The sequence below is a fragment of the Bacillus sp. B1(2022) genome (genome assembly GCF_040259625.1).
Taxonomy (GTDB): Bacteria; Bacillota; Bacilli; order Bacillales; family Bacillaceae; genus Bacillus; species Bacillus velezensis.
This window is the reverse complement of record NZ_JANIFO010000008.1, coordinates 85067-102012: the sequence shown is the minus strand read 5'-3', so window position 1 is coordinate 102012 and position 16946 is coordinate 85067. Positions and strand designations below refer to the sequence as shown.

19 protein-coding genes are annotated in these 16946 nt (G+C 43.5%); all 19 read left to right on the top strand.

Features of this window, described 5'->3' with window-relative positions; genetic code table 11:
• The first annotated feature begins 13 nt into the window (after positions 1 to 13).
• A complete protein-coding gene (locus NQS30_RS14820; protein WP_232603429.1) occupies positions 14 to 349 on the top strand; it encodes a hypothetical protein in 336 nt (111 codons plus the stop codon).
• On the top strand, positions 312 to 683 hold the full coding sequence (locus NQS30_RS14815) for a hypothetical protein (protein ID WP_218791774.1): 372 nt from the start codon (positions 312 to 314) through the stop codon (positions 681 to 683). The genes NQS30_RS14820 and NQS30_RS14815 overlap by 38 nt, the downstream gene beginning before the upstream one ends.
• Positions 684 to 1013: 330 nt before the next feature.
• On the top strand, positions 1014 to 1367 hold the full coding sequence (locus tag NQS30_RS14810; RefSeq protein WP_218791775.1) for a hypothetical protein: 354 nt from the start codon (positions 1014 to 1016) through the stop codon (positions 1365 to 1367).
• 277 nt (positions 1368 to 1644) lie between these two features.
• Entirely contained in the window at positions 1645 to 1980 is a 336-nt protein-coding gene (locus NQS30_RS14805; RefSeq protein WP_218791776.1) for an HNH endonuclease, read from the top strand.
• A gap of 80 nt (positions 1981 to 2060) precedes the next feature.
• Entirely contained in the window at positions 2061 to 2402 is a 342-nt protein-coding gene (locus NQS30_RS14800; RefSeq protein WP_212098145.1) for a P27 family phage terminase small subunit, read from the top strand.
• A complete protein-coding gene (locus NQS30_RS14795) occupies positions 2383 to 4089 on the top strand; it encodes a terminase large subunit (protein WP_218791777.1) in 1707 nt (568 codons plus the stop codon). The genes NQS30_RS14800 and NQS30_RS14795 overlap by 20 nt, the downstream gene beginning before the upstream one ends.
• A 4-nt stretch (positions 4090 to 4093) precedes the next feature.
• The gene (locus tag NQS30_RS14790) at positions 4094 to 5416 is read left to right on the top strand and encodes a phage portal protein (protein ID WP_218791778.1); all 1323 of its coding nucleotides are present in this window, start codon (positions 4094 to 4096) and stop codon (positions 5414 to 5416) included.
• Positions 5417 to 5498: 82 nt separating this feature from the next.
• Positions 5499 to 6260, top strand: a complete 762-nt coding sequence (locus tag NQS30_RS14785) for a head maturation protease, ClpP-related (protein ID WP_218791779.1) — start codon at positions 5499 to 5501, stop codon at positions 6258 to 6260.
• Positions 6260 to 7435 carry a phage major capsid protein gene (locus NQS30_RS14780; protein ID WP_218791780.1) on the top strand — a complete coding sequence of 392 codons (1176 nt, stop codon included), beginning with the start codon at positions 6260 to 6262 and terminating at the stop codon, positions 7433 to 7435. The genes NQS30_RS14785 and NQS30_RS14780 overlap by 1 nt, the downstream gene beginning before the upstream one ends.
• On the top strand, positions 7425 to 7964 hold the full coding sequence (locus NQS30_RS14775) for an Ig-like domain-containing protein (RefSeq protein WP_218791820.1): 540 nt from the start codon (positions 7425 to 7427) through the stop codon (positions 7962 to 7964). Before NQS30_RS14780 ends, NQS30_RS14775 begins: the two co-directional genes overlap by 11 nt.
• A gap of 1 nt (position 7965) precedes the next feature.
• The gene (locus NQS30_RS14770) at positions 7966 to 8220 is read left to right on the top strand and encodes a head-tail connector protein (RefSeq protein WP_218791781.1); all 255 of its coding nucleotides are present in this window, start codon (positions 7966 to 7968) and stop codon (positions 8218 to 8220) included.
• Between the two features lie 10 nt (positions 8221 to 8230).
• Entirely contained in the window at positions 8231 to 8566 is a 336-nt protein-coding gene (locus NQS30_RS14765) for a phage head closure protein (RefSeq protein WP_218791782.1), read from the top strand.
• Positions 8563 to 8985 carry an HK97-gp10 family putative phage morphogenesis protein gene (locus NQS30_RS14760; protein ID WP_218791783.1) on the top strand — a complete coding sequence of 141 codons (423 nt, stop codon included), beginning with the start codon at positions 8563 to 8565 and terminating at the stop codon, positions 8983 to 8985. Before NQS30_RS14765 ends, NQS30_RS14760 begins: the two co-directional genes overlap by 4 nt.
• Positions 8982 to 9326 carry a hypothetical protein gene (locus NQS30_RS14755; RefSeq protein WP_218791784.1) on the top strand — a complete coding sequence of 115 codons (345 nt, stop codon included), beginning with the start codon at positions 8982 to 8984 and terminating at the stop codon, positions 9324 to 9326. The genes NQS30_RS14760 and NQS30_RS14755 overlap by 4 nt, the downstream gene beginning before the upstream one ends.
• A 7-nt stretch (positions 9327 to 9333) precedes the next feature.
• Positions 9334 to 9966 (top strand): major tail protein, encoded by a 633-nt coding sequence (locus NQS30_RS14750; RefSeq protein ID WP_218791785.1) that lies wholly within the window; start codon positions 9334 to 9336, stop codon positions 9964 to 9966.
• A gap of 59 nt (positions 9967 to 10025) precedes the next feature.
• Positions 10026 to 10367 (top strand): phage tail assembly chaperone G, encoded by a 342-nt coding sequence (gene gpG / locus NQS30_RS14745; protein ID WP_218791786.1) that lies wholly within the window; start codon positions 10026 to 10028, stop codon positions 10365 to 10367.
• Positions 10368 to 10405: 38 nt separating this feature from the next.
• Positions 10406 to 10609 (top strand): hypothetical protein, encoded by a 204-nt coding sequence (locus tag NQS30_RS14740; protein WP_218791787.1) that lies wholly within the window; start codon positions 10406 to 10408, stop codon positions 10607 to 10609.
• A gap of 16 nt (positions 10610 to 10625) precedes the next feature.
• Positions 10626 to 16121: a phage tail tape measure protein gene (locus NQS30_RS14735; RefSeq protein ID WP_218791788.1), complete on the top strand. Its 5496-nt coding sequence runs from the start codon at positions 10626 to 10628 to the stop codon at positions 16119 to 16121.
• The gene (locus tag NQS30_RS14730) at positions 16121 to 16942 is read left to right on the top strand and encodes a phage tail family protein (protein WP_218791789.1); all 822 of its coding nucleotides are present in this window, start codon (positions 16121 to 16123) and stop codon (positions 16940 to 16942) included. Before NQS30_RS14735 ends, NQS30_RS14730 begins: the two co-directional genes overlap by 1 nt.
• Positions 16943 to 16946: the final 4 nt, after the last annotated feature.

The following is a 16946-nucleotide window of genomic DNA, read 5'->3' as shown; positions in this document are numbered from 1 at the left end:
GGGCTTCATTTATATGAAGGTTAACTGCGATACGTGCAACAAATCGTTTGACGTTTGGGCTCAAGAAAGGCAGCTTGGCAAAGGGATCGTGGAGACATTCTTCGTCTGTCCGCATTGCAAACGGCATTATACATCAGCTGTTACGAACCATGAAATCAGAAAGAAGATAGCCGCTCTGAAAGTACTCTGGGAAATCGAGGGACCGCCAACCGATAAAGAGGCGCGGAAACGATACGACGCCAAGGCTGCAAAACTTAAAACGACAATCGATCAGAAGATGGCCGAACTCAAACGAAAGGTGTGCGGTAAGAATGAACGAAAACCAGGGAACACAACTGCCGGATATTAATTCGTTAGTCGAGCAAATAAAGACGGCTTTAGAAAATGTAAGAGCTGAGGGGAAAAGGCCGCCAGATGAAATATTGATAAGTACTGATATTAAGGAAATGCTTGAGTCTGAATCCGGTTATCAAGCCACACGAGTTCGAAGTCCAAAAACAGCTTTTGGTATCCCTATCGCCGAAGCTGAGATTAACGAACCGTTTATGTTCTGCTGGATAGCCACTTGTTTACCAGGTAATGCAATAGATAACCCGGAAAAAAGAAAGAGGATATACGAAAGCAGCGCCTCGTTAATATTACTTGATGAATATGTAAGGTCAAGAAAACAAAACGAGCAGTAAACAGGAGTAATCGAAAGAAAACGAGAGGTTCGTAACTAGTATAACTGAGTTTCCGAAACGCCGGAATACGAGGGAATATGGACGAATATCAGAACTCCAGTAAAAATATATTCTTTGCGGTTTTTACGAGGGGGGTATACAGAGTTGAAAAACTCCAGTGAATAAAAACGAAAGAACAATAACCCCCTAAAAGAATTATATACACTATATATAAATAAATAATACATTATATTAATTTTATTATTATTTATTATATGTAGTTATTAATTATTAATTATTAATAACTAAGAGGTGGTCTTTTTGGAAGGGAATGTCCGTGTGGAGGATTTCATGAGCAAGAGCACTATTAAGAAGCTATTAGAAAACTATACGGAGCTCGCTGCCGGGGAGCGGCCGGACGATGTTGTATCCTCTGGGGGACCGAAGGCGTATGACGGAGTGACTGGAACGCAGCTGAATAAAATCATGCTAGACTCGGCTATCGAGAACTTGCCGCCGACTGTCCGCTCCTGTGTTAAATGTCGGTATGTATACAAACTGCCGATGAGCTTGGCGATTGATACACTTGGGATACCGAAGAAGGCTTATTACAAAGGCTGCAGTAAAGCTATTGATTTAATCTATAAGGAACTCAATGGGAAGTCTGCTAACGCAAAGGCTTTCCTTGAAAAAATTATAAAATAATGCTTGACAAAATAGGGGATTCAAGGTATCATTTGTGGTAAGGTGGTATTACTATGTGAACCACAGAGTGCGAAAAACAATCTTATATATAATAACTGATAAGCGTCCATTTGATGGGCGCTTTTTTTATTGGGGTGATAACTTTGATTGTCTTATGTGAGGGCTGCGGCAGGCAGTTGGACAGGCGTGAGATACCTAATTGGAGATACTTCTGTGATGACGAGAAGTGCCGGCAGGAGGCGCGCGAAGCTCACCTCAAGTCATTAGGTGAAGCCGAGTGAATTACTATGACAAGCATAAGAGAGACCAGCAGTCGCGCTCCTTTTATAAGAGTAAGGAGTGGCAAAGGTGCCGGCAGTTTGTTCTAAGGAGAGACAACTACCTATGTCAAGACTGTCTAAAGAACAAGCGGATCACTCAAGCCGATACTGTACATCACATCGATGAATTGAAAGACAATCCTGAAAAAGCATTAGATGAATCTAATTTGATTTCATTATGTTTCAGTTGTCATAACAAGCGTCACCCGGAAAAGGGCCGTAGAAGCGGCGGAGAAACGCCTAAGAAGCGGAGAATAAATATCTATGTAGAAAAGGCCAATCCGGAGGTATAGCCCCCCCTACCCTTAAATGTGCTTATTCAGAATTAAGGGACCGGGCGGGGCCCGTCGCTCACACCGCGCCGAAATTTTTCATGAAAGGGGGGTACTTACCCATGGAAAGAAAAAAGACATTCGAGCGGATAAAACGGTACTTAGGCGAATCTTATCAAGAATCCGACGACGAACTCATTCACATTTATTGTGATACGTACGAATTTTATTGCAGATTACGTGATGAAGTATCGAAATCCAAATTAATGATGCAGCACACGAATAAAGCGAAAGAGACAAATCTGGTAAAGAATCCGTTGGTCATCGAACTAACAAAAGCTACGCAAACGCTGAATAACTTGCTGAGATCGCTCGGCCTGACAGCGGCACAACGCAAAACGGTGCTGAAAGAAGGCGATAGTGATGAATTACCTGATTACTAAGCCGAGTGATACGCTTCTAACGCACTTGTATGCTGAAGAAGTGATCCAAGGTGATATTTTAGCGAGTAAAAAGGTTATCTTAGCTTGTAAACGACACATGAAGGATTTAGACCGCGCCGGAACCGAGGGTTTTCCTTGGGTGTTTGATGAAGAAAGAGCACATAACCCGATTAGATTTATGGAGAAGTTTTGTAAACCGTCCCAAGGTGATTTTAGTTCGCTAGTACTGCAGCCTTGGCAGCATTTTATTGTTGGGTCATTATGCGGCTGGGTACATAAAGACACTGGAGTTCGCCGGTTTAGGGAAGGTTTGGTGTTTATCGGGCGAAAAAACGGTAAAACAACCATGATTTCAGCACTTTCAAACTACTTTTTGATGGCAGACAAGGAGCCTGGAGCTCGTATATATTTATTGTCAAATGCCAAGGAGCAGGCTAGACTTCTTTTTGATGAATCGAAAGCCATGGTCGACAGTTCGCCGGTCTTAGAGAAACGGCTGTTGAACTTACGTGACGCAATAAAGCACCCAAAATCAAAGTCGAAAATCGAGCCGCGCGCCAGTGACAGTAAAAAGCTTGACGGTTTAAACACGCATCTCGCTGTATTCGATGAGATCCACGAATTTGTTGATTATAAACTCATAAATGTTATAAAAAAGTCACGTGGATCACGGAAACAACCTTTAATTCTTTATATAACAACGGCGGGGTACCAGCTTGACGGTCCGCTGGTTAATTATTATGAGCAAGGTGCTGACGTTTTGGACGGTGTTTTTCCTGACGAGCGTACGTTTTATTACCTGGCGGAGCTTGATTCCGCTGAAGAATTCGATAAACCTGAGACTTGGGTAAAAGCGAATCCAAGTATGGGTCTGTCTTTAAACCTAGAAATTCTCAAAGAGGACTGGGAAAAAGACAAAAGGACACCAGAAGAAAGGCTCGATTTCATAACAAAGCAGTTTAACTGGTTCTCGAGATCGTCGGATTTGTCTTACCTGGATTATGAAACAATACAGAAAAACAAAAAAGTGATAGACATAAACGATTTGAAAGGTAAGACCTGCACAGGAGCTTATGACCTTTCAGAGACTGAAGACTTTACGAGCGCGTGTCTTGAATTCCCTCTGCCGGAAACGGGAGAGATTTTTGTGTTGTCACATTCATGGATCCCTCGTAAAAAAGTTCTTGCAGACAACGAGAAAATACCATATACGGAATGGGCAGAGCAGGGTTTACTAACGATAACAAAGCATGATTATGTTCAATACGAGCTGGTATATGACTGGTTTATCGAACAAGCTCAAAAGTACCAAATAGACCTAATCAAATACGACAGAGCAAATGCCTTCAGACTCAACAAAGATTTAGAGGCTTATGGTTTCAAAACGGAAAAAGTTCGTCAAGGATTTGAAACTCTGAGTCCTGCTATGAAAGATTTAAAACATTTGTTTATTGACGGCAAGGTAATATCAAATCAAAATCAGCTGCTTCGGTGGTATATCAACAATGTTAAGCTCGTCAAAGACAGAAACGGGAATTTAATGCCTACAAAACAGAACAGGTATCGCAAAATTGACGGTTTTGCGGCTCTTTTGAATGCTCATACAAACGTAATGACGGATCTCACTGCGCCGGTCTCTACCGGAAATGTTAAGGTGTGGTCAATCAAAGAATTGATGGGGAGGTGACAATTTGGGCTTATGGAATAGGGCAGTGGGAGGCTTGCGGAACATCGTTAAAAATGGCATGCGAAAGGTTTTTTCGTCGGTTAAAGGTCCTGGATACGACTTTTCTCGTTGGTTTTTCCCTTACAGTAGTGGTTTTGGCACCAGAGCAGAGCACTCGTTAACCAGCAGTGAGCCTGTGTATGCCGCGGTATCTCGGCTTGCGAACTCGCTTAGCAGCATGCCGTTGAAGATGTATAAAGCGTACAAGCCAACAGAATCCAGTTCCTCAGCACTTCTTACGGATCAACCAAACAACAACATGACAACTGAGGAATTCATAAACCTCCTAGAGGTACACCGAAATGTCTACGGTAACGGCTATGCAATCAAGAAATACGACAGGTATTTTCAGGTAGAGGGGCTTGAGATACTTGATCCTTTGCGTGTTTTTCCTGTTTACGAAGAAGGAACTAAGGAGCTTTGGTATGAAGTTCACGGCGACTACAACGTCTATCATGTCCATAACACAAGCATGATTCATGTACACACTACCACGAAAGATGGAAAAAAAGGTATCTCTCGATTGGATGTGTTACGGGGAACCTTGAACTTTGACACTGAAGTCCGCACTTTCGCGTTGGAGCAGATGGATGGAGCTAAACTATCATTTATTTTGAAACTCGAAGCGAACGTAAATGAAGAAAAAATCGATAAAATGAGAGAAAGTTTTCAGACCTTTTACCGAGATAATGGCGGTGTTATTATACAAGAGGCTGGGACTGAATTAAAGGAACTTGAAAAGCAGTTTATCGATAAAAGTGTGTTTGATGTGGACAAAGTAACGCGATCCCGGGTCGCTTCAGTTTTTCATCTCCCTTTGTTTATGGTCGGGGAGTCGGATGGTAACGGCGTAACTCAAAAAACAGAAGAATTGTACAGTAATTTCGTAAAAGGTACGCTTCTTCCCATCGTCAGACATTATGAAACCGAATTTAACCGTAAACTGCTCACAACAGACGAACGAACATCCGGTTATTACTTTAAATTTAACATGAATGCGCTGCTACGGGCAGATACAGCGGTTCGTGGAACTTTTTATCAGCAAGGGATTCGAAACGCTTTTCTGACGCCGAATGAAGTTAGGGCGTGGGAAGAATTACCGCCGCTTCCGGGAGGGGACGTTCTACTCGCAAGTAAGGATCTATTTCCACTGGAGCAAGTAGCAAACCAAAAAATCACGGAAGGCATGGAGCCGGGAACGCCGAAGGAGAATCAAGCACCAGAAAAAGAAAAATTAGATGATGATATCGGTAATGCCTCAGGTAGGGGACGAAATTACGGGTTATAAAGCCGTTTGTTTCTTTATTTCGTGTGTTTGTGAACGATTTATTTAATTTAAATTTAAACACTTGAGAGGAGGTGAGTTAGAGATGTCAGTAAAAAAGGCAAAAAAATTCTGGGAAGTAAAAGCGACGGCTAACGATAGTTCAGTCGGAGAAGTGAGCATTTACAGTGAAATAGATTCTTCTGTTTGGTGGGGTGACGAGGTAACCGCTCAGACATTCAAAGAAGACCTAGATGCTTTGGGGGATGTAAAAACCCTGAATGTGTATATCAACTCACCTGGAGGAGACGTTTTCCACGGATCAGCGATCTACAGCATTTTAAAAAGGCATAGCGCTACGGTCAATGTTCACGTTGACGGTGTAGCGGCCAGCATCGCAAGTGTCATCGCAATGGCGGGTGACACTATTTTTATGCCTGCGAACACGATGATGATGATTCATAATCCTTGGACTTTCGCTATCGGTAATTCTGAAGAATTACGAAAACAGGCAGACGATATGGACAAGATACGTGACAGCATGATTGAGACCTACTTGGGGAAAGCCGGCGAAAAACTTGATAAGGATCATCTTATCGAACTGCTTAACGCTGAGACATGGTTAACAGCCCAGGAGTGTTTAAACCTGGGACTATGTGACGTTGTCGGAGAAGCGAAAAACGTGGCAGCAAATTGGAACAAAGAGCTGTTCGCTAAATACCGCAATACGCCAGCTGCGCTACTTAATGCGCAACAAACAGCGCCAACTGCTTCACAGTCAGAAAAGGATCGATTATTCCGGGAACGCTTAAAGGCTGAAGCTGAGACCGAGCTTATGGAAATTAACAAAACATTGGGGGAACTATAATGAATCTTTATCAATTAAAAAACTCACTTACAACTGTAGGGGCTGAATTAAAACGTGTCGAGGAAGAGATCGCAAATACCGCAGGAGATCCTAATATCGATATCAGTAACATAGAAAATTTAGAAAGACAAAAAATCAATTTGAAAAAGCGTTTTGACATTTTAAAGAACCAGCACGATTCCCTGGAACAAGAACAAGAACAAGAAATCAAGGCTCGGGCTAATCAAAACGGAGCTAGTCAAGTTAAGGGGATGGACAGTCCAGATCCTAAACAGCGAAAAATTGCGGCAAAAGCTGAATTGTTCCGTGCTACTATGCGCGGCAGGGAAGTCTCAGAAGAAGTCAAAGCACAACTGGGTGGGGTGAAAGCGGTCCTTGGCGATAACGGGGATTCCGGCGGCGAAAAGCTATTGCCTACAACTATGACAACTGAACTGTTACATGAACCATTCGTCAAAAATCCGCTGCGGGGACACTCAACATTCACGAATGAGATCAACTTGGAACTGCCTAAAATCTCATTCCAATTAGATGACGATGAGTTTATCGGGGATACAGAAACAGCAAAAGAGCTCAAAAGCACTGGGGACATCGTAAAGTTCGGCCGAAATAAATTTAAGGTGTTTGCTCCTATTTCTGAGACAGTCTTACGAGGAACAGATACGAATTTAGTTCAGACCGTAGACCGTGCTTTAGAAAGTGGGCTCGCTGCTAAAGAAAAGAAAGTGGCGTTTGCAACAACGCCTAAAAAAGGCGAGGAACACATGTCTTTTTACTCAGCCGAGATTAAAACAGTTGAAGGCAGTACTAAATTAAAAGCAATTAAAGCGGCTATTGCTGATTTACACGAGGATTACCGTGCAAATGCAAAAGTTGCGATTACCTATGCAGAATATATGGATATTGTTGAAGATCTTACTAACGGAAACGCTACGCTTTTCAATGCTCAACCGGAGCAGATCTTAGGAAAGCCTGCAATTTTCTGTGATGCTGCTGTGGACCCTATTGTCGGTGATTTTTCATACTCTCATTTCAACTATGATCTGCCTGTCACGTATGAGCGGGACAAAAATGTAAGAACAGGTATTGAGGACTTCGTTTTAACCGCTTATATCGATCACCAAATTAAATTAAAGTCCGCTTTCCGTATCGTTAAAGTAAACGATACACCCTAATGCGCCCCAAGGGTTAACGGCGTCCGTTACGGATACAGAGGTATCCCTTAATTGGGATGCCGTTACCTTTGAAGGGGGCATTAAAGAGTATGAAGTATACAGGGACGGCGTCTCATTAGGCACTCGTGTTAAAACGTCGTTTTCAGAAAGCGGCCTGAAACAGGAAACAACATACCGTTATCAGGTTAAGGCGATTTCTACAGCTGGAAAAGCCTCACCATTAAGCGACGAATTAATTGTTACGACAAAGTCTACGGATCCAACAAGCGTAACTGTCGAGCCGACCACGAAGACATTAGCCGTCGGCGAGACTTTTCAAATAAAAGCATCTGTATTACCGGCCGAAGCGAAACAGGATGTAACCTATACTTCCAGCACTCAGACGGTGGCATCGGTTAGTAGCGGGGGGCTAGTGACAGCAAAAACAGCGGGGAATACAACGATCACTGTCTCTTCAAAACACAAGACATCCGTGAAAAAGTCTCTAACTGTTACCGTTACACAACCAACTGTTCCGGACGGTGAGTAACATGGCTGTGAATTTAGAGGATATGAAAGGCTATTTAAGAGTAGACGGAGATGAGGAGGACAACCTTATCTCCTCCTTAATTTCTGCGGCGGAAAAGCACCTGCAAGAATCAGGAGTTAAGGACACTGAGAATGATCTTTATTCGTTGGCCGTTAAAATGCTCGTAACCGAGTGGTATGAGCATCGGGGCGCAACAGATGAAGGCAATAAGAAACTGTCGTATTCTCTCCAGAGTATGATTCTTCTTCTGAAATGAGGTTTTTTTAATGAAAACCGGGGATTTTAACCGCCGTATCTCAATTTTATCGCCTGAAACCGCGACAAATGAGGAAGGTTTCACCATTGAAACGTGGGAGATTGTGGCTGAAGTATGGGCGGCAGTAAAAACGACACAAGGACGAGAATTTTATGCAGCGGCCGCTGTTCAAGCTGAACGGAAGCCGCGATTTGTTATCCGATTTTCTAAACGGATGAAGAGCCTTCTGTGCAACGATTTGCGCATCGGTTATGACGGAAGACAATTTGAAATTACAAGCGTTATAAACGATAACGAGGCAAATGTAACATTCACCATAGCAACCGAGGAGATTGGTATCAAATGAGCATGCGAGTTAATGGGATGCGGCAACTGGTATCAGAGGTCAGAAAACTCGGAAATCGAGCTAAATATGTCGAAAAGGGCGCATTAGAGGCCGGTGCGGAACCGGTTTTTAACGAAATGGAAGCCAACAAGCGAAGCTCACAAAGTGTCATCCTTAAAGGTGAAGTGAAAAATGGAGTTATTGATATCGGGCCTAGCGAACTTGATTTTATATCACGGTTTGCAGAGTTTGGTACAAGCCCGCACTTAATCGAGCTGAAAAACAAAAAGGTCATGTCTGATGGGTCAAACATCTACGGTAAGAAGGTAGATCATCCGGGTCATAAAGCTGAGCCTTTTGTAGAACCCGCTTTGATCAATAAACAAAGTGAGGCGCTAAATGAGATGAAAAAATATCTGCAAAGGAACTTAATTAGATGAATGTACGTGAAATTGTCGTGAAGAGCCTTAAACCACTAGGAGTACCTGTGGAGTTTCTTTCTTACAAAGGAAAAGACGATACCTACATTCGCTTTTTTTTCTATAATCAGAAGTCGGCTTTTTCATCTGAAGATGACGAAAAAGTGAAAGGTCATTATGTACAAATTGATATCTTCACTAAAAATGGGAACGAGTTTTCAAGGCTGGAAAAGGAAGTCCCAAGCCAGTTGAAGGCTGCTGGGTTCACATTTAGAAATCAATATGACGATTACGAGCATGAAACGGAGATCTATCACAAGATTCTCCGTTTTTTTTATGCCCAAAACACAGAAGAGGAGTGATTAACCTATGGCTGAAGGAGTACGCGTAGGTCTAAAAAATATTCATTTCGCGCCGATTATTGAAGAAACCGAAACATCAGTTACTTATGGAAAACCTGTAAAAATCGGTAATGCGATTGAGGCTAGTATTTCACCAAGCACAAACAGTGAGACATTGTACGCAGATGACGGTCCGTCAGAAGTTGAGACAGCTCAAGGTGCTACAGAGGTCGAAATAGGAACAGATCAGCTTTCGACAAAATCTCAAGCGTTACTGCTAGGACATAAAATTAATGCCGACGGTGTTTTAGAAAAACGCGATACAGACCAGGCACCGTACGGCGCTCTGTTATTCGAATCCGCCACTACTGGCGGTAAATCGAAGCTATACGCTCTGTATAAAGGCAAATTCATGCCGCAAGAGGAATCTTTTGCGACAAAAACGGATAGTCCGGAATTCCAAACCGATTCAATTTCGGGCACGTTTGTACGTCGGGAGCATGACAACTTATGGCAGCGCTCTGTTTTTACAGGTGACGATGGGGTCAAACCGGAAGTAATTGCAAATTGGTTTAAAGCGGTATACGAGCCATCTACGGGATCGGCTGAGGCAGTGTCTTTGAGTAAAAGCAGCACTGTGTCTGGATCAAAAACATCTTAAAGAGAGGGGAAATCCTCTCTTTCTTTTTTGTGCAAAAAACAATAGGAGTGTGTTGTTAAATGCAATTAACATTAAAAATTAACGGTGAGGACAAAGTATTCGTAGCCCCATTTATCAAAGGACGCTTGTTAAGAAACGCGATACAGCTGTCAAAAGAGACTAATTTCGACGAATTAACTGAAGAAACTCTTGATAAATTAGTGAATTATGTGGTTGAAGTGTACGGAAAACAGTTTACACAGGATGACTTCTATGACGGCATTTCAGCTCCGGACATGATAACCACCATCACTGAAACAATTCACCAAGTCGTCGGTACGACAAATGTAAAACAAAACGAACAGGTAACAGGCCTTGATGGTGAGCAGCACGGCGAGGTCGTTGGTTTGGAAAAAAACTAACGCCGGGGTACTTGTTCCCGCTGCCTTTCTTGGAGGAGATGGAACAGGACCTCAAAAAACTATACTTAGAAAATGCAGAACGGCCGGCTGATATTTACTATCTCGACGAGATGGATATCAGCTGGTTTTTTGAATTAAGTCATTTTGCAGACGGAAATTCGCCTCAGGTCAGTAAACAAGGCGCTATAAGAACGAAAAAACAGCCAAAACTCGGCTTCATTGATCAAATTCCAGGTTTTTAGAGGGGAGGTAACCTAATTGGCAGCAGAATCTATAGGCTCGTTACGCGTCAGCCTAGGTTTAGAGAGTCTTGATTTTTCTAGAGGGCTCAAGAACGTAAATGAAAAATTAAAGGCTTTGGACGCGGAGTTTAAGGCCGCCATGGCGGGTGCTGGGAAGTTTGATAACAGTTTAAGCTCCCTTCGATCAAAGGCCGATGTGTTATCGAAAACCATACAAACCCAAAAAGCAAAATTAAGTGAACTAAAACGGCAGTATGAAGAAAGCGTAAAAACTACAGGAAAATATTCAACCGAAACCGCAAAGCTTTTAACTCAATACAACAAAACAGTGGCCGCTATGCGTAAAACGGAAGATCAGCTTGATCTGGTCAACAAGAAAATTAAGGAGCAAAGCACAGGTTTTGGACAACTTGGGGCCAAAATTAACGCAAGCATCAACACTGTAACAACAAAGATGCGGGCCCTCGACGCCGAATTTAAAGCGACTACAGCCGGTATCAAGAATTTCGGTTCTTCAGCTGATCAATTAAGGCAAAAAGCGGATTACTTAAATAAATCAGTAAGTCTGCAGCAGCAACGCTTGAAGGATTTACGGAGACTGTACTTAGAAGCTAAGCGTGCGAAAGGAGCCGATGCACAAGAGACACAAGAGCTTAGTGCTCGGATGCATGAGGCTACCGCGCAGATGAAAGAAACGCAAGCGGCCTTACGTAATACAAATGCACAGATTGAACGGCAGGCTAACGCATGGAACAGGTTGGGTGACAGGGCCCAGGAGAGCGGGGAGCGTTTACGTACAGTAGGCGGAACGTTGCAATCAATCGGATCGGAAATTGCTACGTCCTTTGGAGTTGCTACGCTTGCTGTCAGTGGGGCTCTGGGGCTGGCTACGAAAAAGTCAATGGATTTCGAACAGCAAATGTCGAACGTGAAATCTGTCATGGATCCTGCTGAAGCAAATAAGTATAGCGATGCACTGACAGCGCTGGCCATCAAACTAGGAGCGGATACAAAATACTCCGCTCTCGAGGCCGCACAGGGTATGGAAGAACTCGTCAAGGCTGGTGTATCTACAAGGGATATTATGAATGGCGGTCTGTCAGGTGCGCTTTCGCTCGCAACAGCTGGCGATCTCGAATTAGCAGACGCTGCGGAAATCGCCTCTACCGCACTCAATGCGTTCAGAGACGATAATTTGAGTGTGGCTAAGGCTGCCGACATTCTCGCAGGAGCGGCCAATGCTTCAGCTACTTCTGTCGGAGAAATGAAGTACGGGTTAGCGATGACGTCTGCGGTTGCCGCTGGTATGGGTTTGTCGTTTAAAGATACATCTACCGCGCTTGCAGTGTTTGCGCAGAATGGGTTAAAGGGCTCTGATGCTGGTACATCACTGAAAACGATGTTAAGCCGTTTAGTGCCGATGACAGACGGTGCCTATACAACAATGGAGTCTCTTGGTCTTGTTTCATTAGATACGAAAAAAGCCTTCGAGTCTCTGGCTAAACAGGGCTTTAAACCGGCTAGCCAAGATCTCGGGGATATCTACAAAGCGATGGATGCTTATGTTATCAAGACAACCGGCTTGAAAAAAGGTACTGCCTCATTTGAAAAAGCATTTTCTAAGGCATCGATCGCGCTTGGCGTAATGGACAATAAATTTTTCGATGCTCAAGGAAACATTAAAAGCATGACCGAGATATCTGGAGAACTTTCTAAGGCCTTAGATGGTATGTCAGCGAAAGATAAACAGGAAGCGCTATACAAAATTTTTGGCTCAGATGCTATCCGGGGAGCATTAATTCTCGGCAAGTCCGGAGCTAAAGGTTTTACCGAGATGGCTAATGCAATGGATAAAATCAAAGCCGCTGACGTTGCCGCAGAAAGAATGAACAACCTGAAGGGAAGAATTGAAGAATTATCAGGTGCTTTTGAGACTGCTCAGATAAATATCGGAAGCGCGCTTACCCCGGTAATATCTGCATTAGTGGCTGTCTTGCAAAAGGTCGTAGATGCTTTTAACAATCTGTCACCTGGTATGCAGAAATTCGTCGCTATTACGTTAGCTGTAACGGCAGCTATTCTAGGTGTCGTAGCCGTTCTAGGCGCTTTTTTAGCCGCTGTCGGAGGGGCGCTTGTTGGTTTAGGTTCGTTGCAAATCGCTTGGGGGCTTTTATCGGCTCAAATTGGAGCAGCAGGCGGTATGATAGGCGTATTTACGTCGATTTTGGCGGCCCTGACGAGTCCGATCGCGCTAACAATAGCTGGAATAACGGCATTAGTTACTGTTTTTGTGCTCGTATATAAACACTCGGAGCAGTTGCAGAAGCTTCTCGGCGTAGTGTTTAACGGAATCAAAGCTGGTGCCTTAGTCGCATATGGAGGCGTTAAGGTAGCCTTTGACGGAATCATTGCGGTTGTTGATCGGGTGTCAGCGTATCTACTCGAAAAAGGACCGGCCATGTGGAACGGGTTTGCGGCAGGTGCGGTCAACATAGGGACCTCAATCCAAAACGGATTTAATTCGGCGATCAGCGTAATCGGCTCGTTCTTTTACGATATTGGACAAAGAGCGTTGAATTTCTTTGGAAAAGGGGTAGCTGATAAGGTTTCAGAGACTGCTGATATCTTTTTTGGTCAGTTAAAAACGGCTTTTTCGAGCGTAAGTGGAGTTGTTTCAATTGTCGCTCCGACTATTACAGCACTTGGACTGGCGTTATCGGGCGTATCGGGACCGATCGGGTTAGCGATCACTTCACTTGTTAGTCTTATGGGTTTTCTATACCGCTTATATCAATCTAATGAGCAGTTTAGAAACACGGTTATATCGGTATGGTCGCAAATTTCGAAAACGATCAGCGGTGCTATTACGGCTATTCAGCCGGCCATCGAAGCGTTTGGTCAGTACTTTAATGAAATTGCCGTGGCAGTCGCTCCTGAATTTGCTAAAACGCTGGATGTAATCGTGACTAGTTTAGCCACCCTGAAGCCAGCATTTACAGATTTGATGTCAGCTGTAGGGGAACTGGGCCCGTCATTTGCTCAACTTGGATCGACATTAGGAGCTTTCGCTGGGGAGATCGGAAAGGTTTTTTCAGAATCAATTACTGAACTGATGCCTGTGATTGGACAGTTAGCCTCTGCTTTCGTTCAAATTTTCCCGGCAATAATGTCTTTCGCATCTGAATTTGTGAAAATATGGGCGCAAATTCAGTCAAGTCTTTTGCAGGTAGTAATGTCAATAGTTTCGCAAGCATTGCCGCTTCTCGTCAATGCATTCACAACTATGATTCCGCCTATTTTATCTATGGTGCAGTCTGTATTCCCAGTTGTCTTAGCCTTGATTAAAGCATTAATCCCAATTATCACTTTCATTGCCCAGGCCATTTTACCGGATTTATTAGGGGCCGTACAGCTTGTATTTCCGGTTATTTTGTCTGTAATCCAAGCAGCGTTACCGGTGATCACACTCATAATTCAAGTCCTGGCATCGATTATTAAAGACTTGGCTACGAGCGTTTTGCCATTAGTCCTTAGCGCTGTTCAAGCTATTTTTCCAGTAGTGACGTCGATCATACAGGTTGCGGCAAACGTTATCGTCACAGTGCTGCAGCTGGCCGTGGCAGTGATAAAAAATGTCCTTATTCCAGCCATTCAATTCATACTCCAAGTTGTTCAGATTGTTTTTCCGGTTATCGTAAGTGTTATTCAAGGGGCACTTAACATTGTAACCAATATCATAACGCTTTTCTCTGCATTGCTTCGCGGTGACTGGCAAGGGGTATGGAACGCAGTTTTAGGGATTCTTAAAAGTGTGTGGTCAATTATCGCATCGGTTGTTACCGGGGCCGTAAACTTGGTCTTGTTAGTTGTGAAAACTGCATGGAATACCATAAAGTCAGTAACCTCTGCCGTTTTCTCAGCTATTGCGGGATTCCTTAAAAGCATATGGAATTCAATCTGGAGCACAGTGACCAGCTTGGCCGGGAAAGTGGCATCCGGAGCAGTCAGTGCGTGGAATACGTTATGGGGAGGAACGAAACGCCTGTTCGGGCGTATTAAGGATTTTGCTGTTTCTACTTTCAATAAAATGGTAGATAACGCAAAAGCGTTACCAGGTAGAATCGGAGACGGAATAAAAAACATGGCAGGAAAAGCCATGGAGGGCGTAAAAGCTCTCGGGAACAAACTTGTCGGCGGTTTGGAAGGTATCGTGAATGGACTAACACAGAGTGGTATCAACAAAGTACTTGGGACACTAGGTGTAGACAAGAAACATCAGATACCTAAGATGGAAATACCGCGATTTGCTAAAGGGACACCGGCTGGAGGTCATAAGGGAGGCCTGGCTATCTTGGGTGACGGTGGAGGACCTGAGTTATTCAGAACGCCTTCAGGCTTTACAGGTTTAAGCCCGGGCACTGACACTCTCTTTAATTTACCAAAAGGGACACAAGTCTTACCGCATGATATGACTAAGCAGCTACTGGCTCAAGGTGTTCCAGCTTTTAAGGACGGGACAAAAAAGAAATCACTTTTCGAAAAAGCGACCGATACAGTAACGAGCGCGAAAAACGCAGTTGTAAACACGGTAAAAGGCGCAGCAGGTAAAGTGAAGGATTTTGCCTTTGACGTATGGGATTACGCTACGAATCCGAAGAAATTGCTGTCAAAAATCATCAGTAGTCTGGGGTTAAAGCTACCGGAAATCCCTGCGGCGTTTGGTGAGCTGGCAAAAGGCGCGTTTAACAAAGTAAAATCATCTGCTGTGGGATTTTTAAAGAAACATTTAGATGATTCCGGCGGGGGATTCGGGAGCGGAGAAAAAGCAACAGGAAACGTGAAGCAGTGGATTCGTAAAGCAATGCAAATCACAAAAGTTCCGGGTAGTTGGTTCGCTCCATTGACTACCATCGCTATGAAAGAGTCCGGCGGCCGTACGGGCCCGTCGACAATAAACAAGTGGGATAGCAACTGGAAACGCGGCACACCTTCAATGGGGCTAATGCAGACGATTAAACCTACATTCGATGCGTATAAGGTAAAGGGAATGAATGATATCATGAACCCGGTTCATAACGCAGCGGCCGCTATAAAATATATCCTTGCTAGATATAAAACAGTGTTCAACGTCCCGGGAATCAAATCAATGCGAGCGGGCGGCCCGTACAAAGGATACAAAATTGGTGACATTGTCACTCAAAAACAGCTCGCTTGGGTAGCTGAAGAAGGCCCTGAAGCAATTATCCCGTTAAAAAATAATCGTCAGCGAGCAGTACAGCTTCATAAAGAAGCGGGCCGGCAGTTAGGCATTGATTCTGGATCTGATCAGACTGTCGTGGCCCAGGCCTTGGAACGCCTAATCGGTGTTGAACAGAGATCACTGGCTGTACTGAATCTTATCGCCCAGAAGAATCCGAATCTGTTTCTTGACGCAGATTCTTTGTCTAATTATATAGAGAACTCACAAGCTCAGAATATTACAAGGAAAAAACTACTGAGAGGTGATCGGTAATGTATCTAGTAATTATAAAAAATGGTAAGGTGATCGATCACCGTAAACAAGGACTTAAACTTTTGAGCTTTAAAATTGATTCATTATCACATAGAACCGAATGGCAAGAAATTGACGGTAGACACGGGTCAATTGATATGGGAACAACCTTTGACATTAGAAAGCCGAAAGCTGTATTTCTATTACAAGGTGAAGACCATCTTGACTATAATCTGCTCATTAGCGAAGCTTATGAGCTTTTTTCTACGGAAGATGAAATTGAAATTATCGACTCCCGGCAACCCGGAAAAGTATGGTCAGTAAAGGTTAGCAGCGTATTTGAGCCTGAGGATATCACACCGAGAAGCGGCAAACTGACAATTGAATTCACAGCCGCTTTCCCTTTTGCAAGTTCTCTGGGATCAACGCTTGATCCTTTAACATTCGACTCAGGTAAATGGCAAGTTGCCCAGGGGATGCTGCCTTCTGATGACCTCTCATACAGACACAAGACGGCGCATTTTCGAATATATAATGCGGGTAATGTGACAATAGATCCGAGCATGGATATGCCTTTAAATATTCAATACAAAGGGGCCTCCAATAATTTAGTCATTAAGAATAAGACTTCGAATCAAATGGTGTCTTATACAAAAAAGACCGGATCTTCTGATGTAATAAAACTTGAAGGGCTGAGGCATTTAAAAAATGGAATCAGCATTTATGCTGATACAAATCGTGGCTATATTAACCTATTACCAGGGTGGAATACATTTGAGCTAACTGGGACAATGAGTAATTTCGAAATAGAATTTGATTTTTATTTCTTTTATAGAGGGTGACGTT

Coding starts and splice junctions, on each gene's coding strand:
- NQS30_RS14780 (WP_218791780.1), top strand. CDS start 6,260: ATGAATCTTTATCAATTAAAAAACTCACTTACAACTGTAGGGGCTGAA.
- NQS30_RS14755 (WP_218791784.1), top strand. CDS start 8,982: ATGAATGTACGTGAAATTGTCGTGAAGAGCCTTAAACCACTAGGAGTA.
- NQS30_RS14810 (WP_218791775.1), top strand. CDS start 1,014: ATGAGCAAGAGCACTATTAAGAAGCTATTAGAAAACTATACGGAGCTC.
- NQS30_RS14770 (WP_218791781.1), top strand. CDS start 7,966: ATGGCTGTGAATTTAGAGGATATGAAAGGCTATTTAAGAGTAGACGGA.
- NQS30_RS14740 (WP_218791787.1), top strand. CDS start 10,406: ATGGAACAGGACCTCAAAAAACTATACTTAGAAAATGCAGAACGGCCG.
- NQS30_RS14800 (WP_212098145.1), top strand. CDS start 2,061: ATGAAAGGGGGGTACTTACCCATGGAAAGAAAAAAGACATTCGAGCGG.
- NQS30_RS14785 (WP_218791779.1), top strand. CDS start 5,499: ATGTCAGTAAAAAAGGCAAAAAAATTCTGGGAAGTAAAAGCGACGGCT.
- NQS30_RS14765 (WP_218791782.1), top strand. CDS start 8,231: ATGAAAACCGGGGATTTTAACCGCCGTATCTCAATTTTATCGCCTGAA.
- NQS30_RS14730 (WP_218791789.1), top strand. CDS start 16,121: ATGTATCTAGTAATTATAAAAAATGGTAAGGTGATCGATCACCGTAAA.
- NQS30_RS14815 (WP_218791774.1), top strand. CDS start 312: ATGAACGAAAACCAGGGAACACAACTGCCGGATATTAATTCGTTAGTC.
- NQS30_RS14750 (WP_218791785.1), top strand. CDS start 9,334: ATGGCTGAAGGAGTACGCGTAGGTCTAAAAAATATTCATTTCGCGCCG.
- NQS30_RS14820 (WP_232603429.1), top strand. CDS start 14: ATGAAGGTTAACTGCGATACGTGCAACAAATCGTTTGACGTTTGGGCT.
- NQS30_RS14760 (WP_218791783.1), top strand. CDS start 8,563: ATGAGCATGCGAGTTAATGGGATGCGGCAACTGGTATCAGAGGTCAGA.
- gpG (WP_218791786.1), top strand. CDS start 10,026: ATGCAATTAACATTAAAAATTAACGGTGAGGACAAAGTATTCGTAGCC.
- NQS30_RS14795 (WP_218791777.1), top strand. CDS start 2,383: ATGAATTACCTGATTACTAAGCCGAGTGATACGCTTCTAACGCACTTG.